The organism is Tenacibaculum soleae (genome assembly GCF_001693415.1).
Taxonomy (GTDB): Bacteria; Bacteroidota; Bacteroidia; order Flavobacteriales; family Flavobacteriaceae; genus Polaribacter; species Polaribacter soleae.
Genome location: NZ_MAKX01000001.1, coordinates 1,281,194 through 1,294,708, shown reverse-complemented (window position 1 = coordinate 1,294,708; position 13,515 = coordinate 1,281,194). Strand labels below are relative to the sequence as shown.

Sequence of the window (13,515 nt, the reverse complement as noted above, 5' to 3'; positions counted from 1 at the left end):
CTATTTATTATAATTAGCTTCTAACAATTTTTAGCATGGAGCTATACACTCTTTTCCACCCTTTCCAACGTTGATAATTACTTATACTTTCGTTATGAAAAACAGTGATAAAAGTTCCATTTACCGCCTTAACTTCATTTTTTAAATCTCTTATTTTACCCAAAGATTGTTTTGGGGTTAGCTTCATATAATCATTTAAAGTAGTATCAATTAATGCAAAAGGAAATATTTTTAAAGGTGTTTGAATTTCAAACTCTAAATCGTAAAAATAAAACGGTGTACAGGTACTTGCTCTAAACCCTGTGTGACTGGCATACCCCATTGAGTAATCTTCTTCTATTTCTAAATCTATTAAATTTTGATATGTTTTTGGTAATGACAAGCGTAAATAATGCTGACGAGAACGTTTAATAGGCATGTTGGTTATATTCTCTAATCGTTCCTTTTCTTTTTTTAATAAAGTATTATTTTTACTCGTGTAATACGAAGGATGCAACCCAACACGTGCATAATCAACCATGTCTTTTATTAGCAACTTAAACTTTCTTTTTGATGTAGAAACATTAGTGTCAAACGTTGTATAATCACCTATTAAAAAGAAAAAAATAGTTCTAATTTCATATATTTTTTTTAGCTCAATGATTGATTTAAAAGTATTAAAAGGATCTCTTTTAATATTAAATAATACCGCAAAACGATCCCAAATTGTAATTATTTTAAATTGCGATGCATCTTTTAAAAACCCACCAATACTTCTTACAAAGCTTTTATATTTATACGCAAAAGCATTATCAACATCAATGGTAGATATGTATTGATATTTTCTAGTTGAATGCTGATAATCGGGAAACTTATTTTTTAATATTTCTAAAAATTTATAAGCCCAAATATCTATAATTGGTTTTTCTAAAAAACCTGATTTAAATGCAATACTCTCTGTTGCTATAAAACGCCCATGTACATCCTTAACTTGTGGTAAATATTCTTCATACCTAGTGATTAAATAAAAGCTAGCCGCAAAAACATCAAACGGAATTTCTGACTGCTCATTTGTTGAAAAAAAACTAGGAATGTTATCCCAATCTTTCACATTTATCTCATGGTTTTTAATCCCTTGTTGAAATAATAATTCGCTACTTTTAATAAAAAACTCTTTTCCTAAAGCTACATTTGTGTATGAAAATTTAGGGCCATTATAAGCAACAAACTCTTCTACTTTGTTTGTAAAGTTTATTGGAATTAATAAAATACGTGTAAAAATATGTTTAAAAATATACCGAACACGAGGTGTTATTTTGTGAGTGTAAATAAGTATCATAGTCAATTATAAAAGAGAATAAAATATACTACTTATAAAATTCCCTCATCTGCAAAGCTAAAGTACGCTTTTTCAGTAATTATTAAATGGTCTAACAATTTTATATCTAAAGTTACACCAGCTTCTTTAATTTTATTGGTTAGTTGAATATCTGAAGTACTTGGCTTTAATTTACCAGATGGGTGATTATGAGCTACAATAATACCAACTGCCGATAGTTTTAATGCTTTTTTAAACAATAATCTTATATCTACCAAAGTAGCAGTAAAACCCCCTTTACTAATTTGTGTTTTTGCTAATACAGTATTGGAATTATTTAAATACAACACCCAAAATTCTTCATGCTCTAAATCACCTAACAAAGGCTGTAAAATTGTAGCTGCATTTAACGAACTTTTTATTTGCTCTATTATTTCTTTTGTTTCAAACTGTCTTCTTTTACCTAATTCTAAAGCGGTTATAATCGAAATTGCTTTCGCTTCTCCTATTCCTTTAAACTTCATTAGCTCTTCTATTGATAATTTAGCCAACGCATTTAAATCATTATCAATAGATAATAATATTTTTTGAGACAGCGCAACTGCACTTTCACTTCTATTACCCGATCCTATTAAAATAGCTATTAATTCGGCATTTGATAATATTGTTTTTCCTTTTAACATTAATTTTTCACGAGGTCTATCATCTAGCGCCCATGATTTAATAGATATCTTTTTCATCGCTTATTATATCAAAATAACACATAAATATAATTCATTTTTTGCACAACCCAAAGATGCACAGTATCTTTGCTTCCTATCATTTTTTAATTTCAACCATGAAAATTATTATAGCCGGGGCTGGAGATGTAGGTTTTCATTTGGCTAAACTCCTTTCTTACGAATCACAAGATACTTATGTGATTGATTTTGATGGCGAAAAGCTAAATTATATCAACAATCATTTAGATGTTATTACTAAAAAAGGTGATGCAACCTCTATTAAATTATTAAAAGAAATTGGTATCGGTTCTGCTGACTTATTACTAGCTGTTACCGAAAGTCAAAACACTAATTTTACAATAGCCGTTGTAGGAAAAGCACTTGGAGTTAAAAAAACAATCGCCAGAATTAACAACCCTGAATTTGTTAAAAACGATAGTATTAATTTTAAAAATTATGGTGTTGATTTTATGATTTCTCCTGAAGCTTTAGCTGCCGAAGAAATTAAATTATTACTAAATCAATCTTCTTTTAATGATACTGTTGCTTTTGAAAACGGTGTTTTTAATATCATGGGAACAACCCTTGGTTACAAATCACCTATATTAGATTTAACCGTTAAAGAAGCTAAAGAAAAGTTTAGCTTGGTTGATTTTATTACCATCGCGATAAAACGTGAAGGAATTGCGCAAACTATCATCCCCCGTGGGGATACTACCTATAAAATGAACGATCAAGTTTATTTTTCAGTACCCAATTATAGCATCTCTAAATTATATCCAATTGTTGGTAAAGAGCAAATAGATATTAAAAATGTGATGATTTTGGGCGGAAGTAGTATTGGACGAAAAACTGCCCGAAGCCTTTGCAAAGATAATTTTAATGTAAAACTAATTGAGCGCAAAAAAGAAAAAGCGTTAAACCTTGCTGAAGACCTGATGGACACCTTGTTAATTCATGGTGATGGCCGTAATATAGAACTCTTAGAAGAAGAAAGTATTAGAGAAATGGATGCCTTTATTGCTGTAACTGGCGATTCTGAAACAAACATTATGTCTTGTTTGGTAGCAAAATCCAAAGGAGTAAAAAAAACAGTTGCCTTGGTTGAAAACATGGATTACATCAACATTTCACAAACCATAGGTATTGATACGCTTATCAATAAAAAACTAATTGCTGCTAGTAATATTTTTCGCCACATACGTAAAGGAGAAATTTTGGCGCTAGCTAATTTACATAATATTGACGCTGAAGTTTTTGAATTCGAGGTGCAAGAAAATGCTAAAGTAACTCACAAACCAATTAAAGAATTACGTTTTCCTAGAGAAGCCGTTTTCGGTGGTGTTATTAGAGATGGGAAACCACACATGTCTTTCGGAAATTTTCAATTACAAAGTGGTGATAAAGCAATCGTGTTTTGTTTACCAGAAGCAATATCAGTTGTAGAAGATTTATTTAACTAATGGAAAACCTAAATCTAAAGTTAATTTATCGTTTTTTAGGAATAACAGCCATTCTTAACGGATTATTTATGTGGCTTTCACTTCCTTTTAGTTTTTATTATAACGAAAATTCTAAATGGGGAATTTTAAACGCTGGTATTATCACTATTGCTATAGGTTTAATTCTTTACTTTTTTAACAAACCTGACACTAAAAAAATTCAAAAAAAAGAAGGGTATCTTATTGTTACCTTCGGATGGTTGATTTTAACCTTAACAGGAATGCTTCCTTATGTATTATCAGGTAGTATTCCGTCAATTACCAACGCTTTTTTTGAAACTATTTCAGGATATTCTACAACCGGATCTTCAATCTTAACAGACATCGAAGCAATGCCAAAAGGGATTCTTTTTTGGCGTAGTGCAACCCATTGGATTGGAGGAATGGGGATAATTGTACTTACCATTGCAATATTGCCACTATTAGGTATTGGAGGCATGCAGTTGTTTATGGCCGAAGCGCCCGGGCCATCTGCAGATAAATTACACCCACGTATTACTGATACCGCAAAACGACTTTGGCAAATATATGTATTACTTACCGCTGTTGAATTGTTATTATTAAAAGTAGCCGGTATGAACTGGTTTGATGCCCTTAATCATGCCATGGCAACGGTAAGCACAGGTGGCTTTTCAACTAAAAATGCAAGTGTAGCACATTGGAACGGAACACCAATGATACAATACATTATTATATTTTTTATGTTTATAGCGGGTACTAACTTTGTTCTTACTTATTTTGCATTAAAAGGAAAAGTTAGAAAAGTAATTCAGAGTGAGGAATTTAAATATTATTTATTCGGAACCTTAACTATATCATTCTTTATAGCAGTTATGATTATTTTTTATCAAGATCCTGCATTACAAACTACCATTGAACACCCAATGGTTTTTGGAAAAGTTGAAAGTGCCATACGACATTCACTTTTTTCAGTAATTTCAGTAGTTACAACAACCGGATTTGTAAGTGCCGACTTTACAATGTGGAGTTTTTTGGTTACCGCCATGTTTTTTTCTTTATTTTTCTTAGGCGGTTCTGCCGGTTCTACCTCTGGAGGTGTGAAAATTGTAAGGCATATTATAATGCTTAAAAGTAGTTTTTTAGAATTTAAAAAATCATTGCATCCAAATGCAATAATACCAGTTCGTTATGACGGAAAAGCGGTAAAACAAACTATTGTTTTTAACATACTTTCGTTCTTTGTTTTGTATATGGGTATTTTTATTACAGGTACTATTATTTTATCTTTCTTCGGGTTAGATTTTTATTCTGCCTTAGGTGCGTGTGCTTCTTCTTTAGGAAATATTGGCCCTGCAATTGGTAGCGTTAGCCCTGTTAGTAATTTTAATCATTTATCTATCGCAGCCAAATGGTTTTGCTCATTTTTAATGCTGATAGGAAGATTAGAGCTTTTTACTGTATTAATTTTATTTACTCCGTTCTTTTGGCGTAAAAATTAATGTTTTACAAAGAACAGCACTCCTATACCTTTTTTAACCTCTTTTATACTTTTAATTTATACGCTTAAGGTTTTTTACAATTATCTCATATTATCTATAGTTAAATTTGGTTACTATAAACTAACTAAACTTTACTAAAGATGAAACTAAAAATCAAATTAACAGTATTACTTTTCATTTGTTTATTATCAATATCAAATATCTCTGCACAACAAGAAGGCTTTATTGGAGAAGTTAAAATGTTTGCAGGAAATTTTGCTCCAAGAGGTTGGGCCTATTGCGATGGTCAATTACTTTCTATTGCACAAAATCAAGCTTTATTTTCAGTTATAGGAACTATTTATGGTGGAGATGGTAGAACAACTTTTGCTTTACCTGACTTAAGAGGCAGGGTAGCAATGGGACCTAGAACAGGCCCTGGTTTAACTACAAGAGTTTTAGGGCAAAGGTTTGGAGTACAAACGATGTCTCTAAACCTTTTAAATCTACCTTCTCATACACATACTGCAATTTTATCTTCTTTTTTAGGTGCTGTTGACATACCTGTAAATACTGAATCTGGAGGAGAAGATGATAGTAATCCTGGCTCTGGTGTTTTAGCTAATAATGGGAAAGATCGATTTTCTAGTGAAACAACAACAAATGCTAAATATGGTGGTCAAAGTGTCCCTGTAAGTGGAACAGGTAATGTTCAAATAGGACCTACCGGAAATAATGCTCCTTTCAATATTATCCAGCCAGTTCAAGTAATTAACTATATTATATGTTTACAAGGTCAATATCCTTCTAGAAGTTAAAATTAAAAATTTATTATCATTCACCTTTCAAATACGAAAGGTGAATTTTATTTATAAATCACTATCTTTATGCTAATTACAAAAAAATAACTACAATTATGGAAAAAAAAATTACCTTAAATACCAAAATTTTTAGTTTTCTATTTATTTTTTTAGGAATTCTAAATACCATTAGTCAAAATGATAATGGTCAAATTGATGCCCCAGGTGACATTGCCTTTGTAGCCTATCATGATGATGATGATGGTTTTTCTTTTATTTTATTAGATGACTGTCCTAATAACACCTCAATACGCTTTACAGACGAAGAATGGAATGGAACCGCTTTCGTTAGTCCAACTGGTGAAGGAGAAGTTTTATGGACAAATAACACTGGTAATACAATTACAAAAGGAAACATTATAAATATTACAGATGCTGATGATAATAGCGGAGGAATAACTGCTAGTTCAGGAACAGCTTCTGAATCTGACACTGGTTTTACGACTTCAAATATAGATGAGCTTTTTGCATTTACAGGAACTAGAGCCGCTCCTGGAACTTTTCTTGCTTTTATTGGTGACATAAACGGTAATTCATTAGCCAACACAGGGCTAACAGATGGAGTTACTGCCAACATAATTACTCAAGAAGGATATTATAATGGATCAACTATTTGTAATGGAAGCTTAGCGGATTGTGCTGCTCTAATTAATACTTCATCTTCAAATTGGTCTTTTGGAGGGTATTCTTTTCCCTCAACTGTTCCTAGTTCGTTCACTGGCTCTACCTTTAACGGTAGTACACCAATTATAAGTAATGTTAACTCTTCTAGTGCAAACGGAACATATAAAGCAGGTGATGTTATCGCCATTACTGTTACATTTAGCGAAAATGTTACAGTAACGGGTACTCCACAAATTACTTTAGAAACTGGTGTTACAGACCGTACCATTAACTATACTTCTGGTAGTGGTACAGACGTACTAACATTTAATTATACAGTACAAGTTGGTGATATAAGTGCTGATTTAGACTATATATCTACAGGTGCTATATTATTAAACGGAGGAACAATTCAAAACGGTTCTGGTACTAATGCTGATATAACATTGGCTACACCTGGTGCTGCAAATTCTTTAGGGGCAAATAAAGCTATTGTTGTTGATGGTAAAGCACCAACAATAACTTCTGTATCTATTCCTAATACTTCTACTAAAGTTGGTGATGCAATTACAGTAACTATTACTGCTAGTGAAACTGGACTTTTATTAAATGCTGGATTTATTAACGGAGTAACTGTATCTGGCCTTACTGATAATGGAGGTGGTAATTATACCACTACTTATACAATAGTAGAAGGAAATACTGATAGAGCTGCTGGAGACGATATTCCAGTAAGCTTTACTTTAACAGACGCTGCTGGTAATAACTCTGATGCTTTCACTACAGCTATTAGTCAAAACGCAGATGCTATTGATGCGAATAGCCCAACAATAACTTCTGTATCTATTCCTAATACTTCTACTAAAGTTGGTGATGCAATTACAGTAACTATTACTGCTAGTGAAACTGGACTTTTATTAAATGCTGGATTTATTAACGGAGTAACTGTATCTGGACTTACTGATAATGGAGGTGGTAATTATACCACTACTTATACGATAGTAGAAGGAAATACTGATAGAGCTGCTGGAGACGATATTCCAGTAAGCTTTACTTTAACAGACGTTGCTGGTAATAACTCTGATGTTTTCACTACAGCTATTAGTCAAAACGCAGATGCTATTGATGCGAATAGCCCAACAATAACTTCTGTATCTATTCCTAATACTTCTACTAAAGTTGGTGATGCAATTACAGTAACTATTACTGCTAGTGAAACTGGACTTTTATTAAATGCTGGATTTATTAACGGAGTAACTGTATCTGGTCTTACTGATAATGGAGGTGGTAATTATACCACTACTTATACAATAGTAGAAGGAAATACTGATAGAGCTGCTGGAGACGATATTCCAGTAAGCTTTACTTTAACAGACGCTGCTGGTAATAACTCTGATGCTTTCACTACAGCTATTAGTCAAAACGCAGATGCTATTGATGCGAATAGCCCAACTGTCGTTAATGTTAACGTACCTGTAAATGCAACTTATACTGTGGGACAAAATTTAGATTTCACTGTTAATTTTAATGAAAATATAATAGTAAACACTGTAAGTGGAACTCCAGAAATAGCTATTAATATTGGTAGTACCTTGCGTCAAGCTGCATATATTAGCGGTTCAGGAACTAGCTCTTTATTATTTAGATACACTGTTATAATTAGTGATTTAGACACTGATGGTATCGCCATAGGCTCTTTAGCTAATAATATGGGAACATTAAAAGATACCTCTGCAAATGATGCTAATTTAACCTTAAATAGTGTCGGTAGTACTACAGGTGTTTTAGTAGGTAACCCTACAATTACCTGGACAGGTACTATAAATAACAACTGGACAACAGCAGGGAATTGGAACACGAACACTATTCCTACTAATTCAGCTAATGTAATTATTCCTTCTGGGGTAACTAATTACCCTACTGTATCTTCTGCCGTTACTGTAAACTCAATAAATATTGTATCTGGAGCATCTTTAATTGCCAACGCAACGGTAACTGCTCCTGTAACATATAACAGAAATTTACCAACTACAAATTGGTATTTAGTAGCTCCTCCTGTTAATAATGAAACTACACAAGATATAATTGCAAATCATACTTTTGCAACAGGTAGTGGTGCTAATATTGGTATTGGTGCTTATAATAATGATCACGCTACCAATACTTGGAATTATTTAAACATAAGTAGCACTGGACCTGTAATATCAGGAACAGGAGCATCAATGAAACTAGACGCTCCTGGCGATGTTTCTATTACTGGAAATATCAATGTCACAAATGTAGCCATCCCTGTTTCTATGGGAAGTAGAGATAATTTCAATCTAATAGGAAACCCATTTACATCTTATATAAACTCAGCAGTTTTAGCCGGAGATAATTCTGTTATTGAAAATGGTACTTTTTGGTTATGGGATGGTTCTCAATATCAAACATATAATAACGCCTCTCCTATTAATATTGCTCCTGCACAAGGCTTTTTTGTTGAAGCTAACACTAATACTAATGTTATTTTTTCTACCGCTAATCAAAGTCATCAAAGTTCAGATACTTTTTTGAGACAAGCTCCTAACCCATCTTTTGAATTATTTTTAGAAAATGATGGAAGTAAAAAGTCAACTAAAGTATTTTATGTAGCTAACAAAACTGCCGGTTTTGATAAGGGATATGATTCAAAAATGTTTAGTGGTGTAACGCATGATTTTGCTGTATTTACTGAATTATTAGAAAATAATGAAGGAAAAAAATTAGCAATTCAAACATTACCTAACTCAGATTATCAAAAAATGGTAATTCCAGTAGGTATAATTGGTAAAGCAGGTGAACAAATCACATTCTCTATAAATAGTAAAAATATACCTTCTGGTATTCAGTTGTATTTAGAAGATAGAGAAAACAATGTGTTTACAAATTTATCTAATAAAAATTATACTGTTTCTTTAAAGTCAAATACAAATAATTCTGGGCAATTTTACATTCACACAAGTGCAAAAAAACCAAATAACACTGATATTAAAGAAGATATTCAAAATGTTAATATTTATAAATCAATTAATAATAACATAACAATATCAGGTTTACAAACTGATAAATATTCAGTTAACATATATTCAATTCTAGGAAAAAAAATAATGACATCTGAATTTAAAGCAACAGGTACTCATGTTGTTGAATTACCTAAAATAGCTTCAGGAATATATGTTGTAGAACTAAGTTCTAGCTTAGGAAAAGTTAATAAAAAAATTATTTTAGAATAACACTTGACATCATGAAAAAACAAATAAAAAACAACACCGAAAATATATCAAGAAAAGAGGCGCTAAAAAAAATAGGTGGTTATAGTAAGTATGCTGCTTTAACAGCCATTGGAACTTATATGATTTTAAACCCTCAAAAAGCACAAGCGCAAAGTCCAGGCCCAGGAACTCCTGGCGGAAATTTTTAATTATTTATAATAAATAAACCCTCGAAATTTTCGAGGGTTTATTATTTAACTAAATTAAATAGGAGTATAAAAAATTCTTCCTTTTTTATATATTTACTAATATGATTATTAAAAAAATAGAAAATAAAAATATTATTTGGTTTAAAGATTCAAACGAATATATTGTTGTTGAACCTTTAGTTGCTGAAACACTTTCTTTACTATATAAAAATATTGATAAACAAACCATTATAACTAAAATTAGCAATAAAATAAATATACCTCTCCAAGAAATAGAAAACTTAATCGCAGACATAAACAGTTTACTAAATTCCCAAAACTCAACTAAACGTGATTTACCTCCTATTTTAAAACCAAAAAAATTCGAATACGAAAAGTTTTATCAAGTAAATGATATTACTTTCAAAGTACATTACTTATCTGAATATGAATACTCATTAGTACACCCAAAATTTGCATACTTAGAAGGTAATATAAATAAAAAAATAACACATCATTTTGAAGTGTATAGTGATAAAAAGCACATTTGCTTTGCTATAAACAACAATGTTATCGGAACATGGACTTTAAATAATGTCCATTATTTTCAAGGGAAATTCTCAATGAAAATCACAGAACTAATCCATCACAAACCAGAAAATCAATGGTTAGGTGTTTTTCATGCTTCAGCTATTAGTAATGGTAAAAATTCTATGCTTTTTTTAGGAGATTCTGGTAATGGAAAAAGTACTTCTTTAGCTTTATTACAAGCAAATAGGTTTACTTGTTTAGCAGATGATTTTGTTCCTGTTGATGCTAAAAAACAAGAAGTTTATAGTTTTCCTTCTGCTATTTCAATTAAAAAAAATAGCTTAACTACTTTACTTCCTATTTATCCTGAACTACAAAATTCTGCTGAATACCACTTTAAAAGATTAAATAAAATTGTTAGATATTTACCTACAAACAACACAAACTATAAACAAAAGGAAAAATGCAAAGCACTCGTTTTTATTAAATACAAAAAAGATAGTGACCTGATTATTAATAAAATACCTAATACCAAAGCCTTTGAACAGTTAGTACCTGACTCTTGGTTATCACCAATACAAGAAAATGTTGAAGTTTTCTTAAACTGGTTTTCAAACCTACCTTGTTATCAACTTACGTATTCTAATAATTCGAAAATGATAACAACTGTTTCAAAAATTTTTAACGATGAATTATAAAGACACCTTATTATTTATTGGTAAATGCTTAACAATTACTCATGAAAAACATAACCGAGAGTTGATTGAAAAAGAATTAAAACTAAATAATATTGATTGGGATCCTGTTGTTAAAGTTAGCACGTCACATTATGTTTTTCCTGCTTTATACTGTAATTTAAAACGTGTCGGATTTTTACATTATTTACCAAAGGATTTAGTTGAGTACATGCAGCATATTACGGATTTAAATCGCGAAAGAAATCAGCAAATTATAACCGAAGCCAAAGAAATAAATGAAATACTCTTAAAAAATAACATCACGCCTATTTTTTTAAAAGGAACTGGAAATTTATTAGATGGTTTGTATGATGATATAGCTGAACGTATGGTGGGCGATATTGATTTTTTAATTGATGAAAAAGATATTAAATTAACTTTATCAATTTTAAAAGAAGAAAAATACATAAGTAAACCAAGCATTGACAGAACTATTTTTAATAGACATTATCCAAGATTAGTGAAAAAGGATAAAACAGGAGCTATTGAAGTGCATTACAAAATGACAAATAACAATATTTTTAATTACAACTATGTTAAGAGTACTTTAAAAAAAGTAAAAAACATTACAGTACTTTCAAATAAAAACCAAGTATTGATGACCTGTTTTAACAAACAAATTAATGATAAAGGCCAATGGAATAAAAATATTTCTTTTAGAAATTCATATGACCTATACTTACAATCAGAAAATACATCTTCTAAAGATGTTATATCTAATTTTAAATATTCAAAAAAATATTACTTTGATAACTTTATCGCAAGTACAAATTATTTCTTTAATTCGCCAACTTCTTTAAATTATCAAAAAACTAATAAAACTAAAAAATTCTTAAAAAAACAATTGTTTTTTATTGATAATCCAAAAAAACATTCAAAATATATGAAATCATTGGAATATTACTTTTTATATATCCATCGTATCTCTTTGTTTTCAAAATCTTTTTATATAAGAGAATATAGAATATACTTATTGAAACGTTTATTTAATTAATAAACTTCTTTACCTCATCAAAATCCAAACCTCCATAGTTACCAGAACTCATTAATAACAAAGCGGTATTTTCTAAATTCTGATTGAATAAAAACTCTTTAAACTCAGTTGGATTCGTATAGATAATCAAATCATCACGTTTAAAAGCATTGGCTATTTGCTGCGCTGTAACCTCTTCTAATTGTTTAATTTTTACTGCGTGTGGTGAATAAAAAACTACTGCTTTGTCCGCCTCATCTAAAGCACCCTTATATTCTGCTAAAAACTCAGCGTTCAAACTAGAATAGGTATGTAACTCTAAACAAGCTAAAACGGTTCTTTCTGAATATTGTTTTTTTACAGCTGTAGTTGTTGCCGCTACTTTACTCGGACTGTGTGCAAAATCTTTAAAAACTACCGATGTTTTATTTTCTGCAATTTTTTCTAATCGCTTACTAGCTCCTTTAAAACTAGCGATTGCTTCGTAAAATTCATCTTCATCAATTCCCATGTGTTGGCAAATCCACTTTGCTCCTGCTAAATTCTGAAGATTATGATCACCAAAAATTTCTAAAGGTAAATCTCCATCAGGAGTATCGATATACGTAATTCCGTTATCTATAAAATAATTTGGTGTTTTGTATGGATATTTTTTTATTGGATGATTTGAATTTTCAACAACCTCTTTTAAAACTGTATCCTCTTCATTATACACCATAATTCCGCCATTAGTAAGCGAATCGTTAAATATTTGAAACTGTTCTACATAATTATCAAACGTAGGAAACACGTTAATATGATCCCATGCTATTCCGCTTAACAACGCAATATTTGGCTTGTATAAATGAAATTTCGGACGCATGTCTATTGGAGAACTTAAATACTCATCACCTTCTAAAACAATAAATTCATTTTTTTCAGTTAAATGCACCATCGTATCAAAACCATCTAACTGTGCTCCGACCATATAATCAACCTCTCTTTCATGATAATTCAACACATGCAAAATCATAGAGGTAATAGTAGTTTTACCGTGAGAACCACCAATAACAACACGTGTTTTGTCTTTAGATTGCTCGTATAAAAACTCTGGATATGAATAAATTTTCACTCCTAACTCCTGTGCTTTTAACAATTCAGCATTGTCTTTTTTTGCATGCATTCCTAAAACAATCGCATCTAAATCAGTATTGATTTTTTCTGGAAACCAACCAAATTCCTCAGGCAACAATCCATGTTTTGATAAACGAGATTTTGAAGGATCGTGAATTGTATCATCACTTCCTGTAATTTGGTATCCTTTTTGGTGTAAAGCAATTGCTAAATTGTGCATTGCACTACCACCGATGGCTATAAAATGAATTTTCATATTTTAGGTATCTCTAGTATAAAGCAAAAATACAAAACCAAGTTATAATTTAAGTATCTTT

The 13,515-nt window shown here is 30.9% G+C and carries 10 protein-coding genes; 7 read left to right on the top strand and 3 right to left on the bottom strand.

What is annotated here, in order from left to right; translation table 11 throughout:
* Positions 1–13: 13 nt before the first annotated feature.
* Together BA195_RS06000 and radC are read right to left on the bottom strand one after the other, a co-directional pair.
* The gene (locus BA195_RS06000; RefSeq protein ID WP_068703408.1) at positions 14–1,318 is read right to left on the bottom strand and encodes a polysaccharide deacetylase family protein; all 1,305 of its coding nucleotides are present in this window, start codon (positions 1,316–1,318) and stop codon (positions 14–16) included.
* A 32-nt stretch (positions 1,319–1,350) separates the two neighbouring features.
* On the bottom strand, positions 1,351–2,037 hold the full coding sequence (radC, locus tag BA195_RS05995; RefSeq protein ID WP_068703406.1) for a RadC family protein: 687 nt from the start codon (positions 2,035–2,037) through the stop codon (positions 1,351–1,353).
* A 98-nt stretch (positions 2,038–2,135) separates the two neighbouring features.
* On the opposite strand from radC, the gene trkA reads away from it, so the two are divergent.
* The 7 genes from trkA (at position 2,136) to BA195_RS05965 (ending at position 12,106) form a co-directional block, all read left to right on the top strand.
* Positions 2,136–3,482 (top strand): Trk system potassium transporter TrkA, encoded by a 1,347-nt coding sequence (gene trkA / locus BA195_RS05990; protein WP_068703404.1) that lies wholly within the window; start codon positions 2,136–2,138, stop codon positions 3,480–3,482.
* A complete protein-coding gene (locus BA195_RS05985) occupies positions 3,482–4,981 on the top strand; it encodes a TrkH family potassium uptake protein (RefSeq protein ID WP_068703403.1) in 1,500 nt (499 codons plus the stop codon). Before trkA ends, BA195_RS05985 begins: the two co-directional genes overlap by 1 nt.
* Before the next feature lie 140 nt (positions 4,982–5,121).
* Positions 5,122–5,778, top strand: a complete 657-nt coding sequence (locus BA195_RS05980; protein WP_084443084.1) for a phage tail protein — start codon at positions 5,122–5,124, stop codon at positions 5,776–5,778.
* Between the two features lie 98 nt (positions 5,779–5,876).
* On the top strand, positions 5,877–9,677 hold the full coding sequence (locus BA195_RS05975) for a T9SS type A sorting domain-containing protein (protein WP_068703401.1): 3,801 nt from the start codon (positions 5,877–5,879) through the stop codon (positions 9,675–9,677).
* A gap of 11 nt (positions 9,678–9,688) precedes the next feature.
* Positions 9,689–9,865: a hypothetical protein gene (locus BA195_RS14355; protein ID WP_176714955.1), complete on the top strand. Its 177-nt coding sequence runs from the start codon at positions 9,689–9,691 to the stop codon at positions 9,863–9,865.
* A 101-nt stretch (positions 9,866–9,966) separates the two neighbouring features.
* Complete coding sequence (locus BA195_RS05970) at positions 9,967–11,073, top strand: phosphoenolpyruvate carboxykinase (ATP) (RefSeq protein WP_068703399.1); 1,107 nt, start codon at positions 9,967–9,969, stop codon at positions 11,071–11,073.
* Positions 11,063–12,106, top strand: a complete 1,044-nt coding sequence (locus BA195_RS05965; RefSeq protein WP_068703397.1) for a nucleotidyltransferase domain-containing protein — start codon at positions 11,063–11,065, stop codon at positions 12,104–12,106. Before BA195_RS05970 ends, BA195_RS05965 begins: the two co-directional genes overlap by 11 nt.
* Here BA195_RS05965 and BA195_RS05960 read toward each other — a convergent pair.
* The gene (locus BA195_RS05960; RefSeq protein ID WP_068703394.1) at positions 12,099–13,454 is read right to left on the bottom strand and encodes a UDP-N-acetylmuramate--L-alanine ligase; all 1,356 of its coding nucleotides are present in this window, start codon (positions 13,452–13,454) and stop codon (positions 12,099–12,101) included. The genes BA195_RS05965 and BA195_RS05960 overlap by 8 nt on opposite strands.
* Positions 13,455–13,515: the final 61 nt, after the last annotated feature.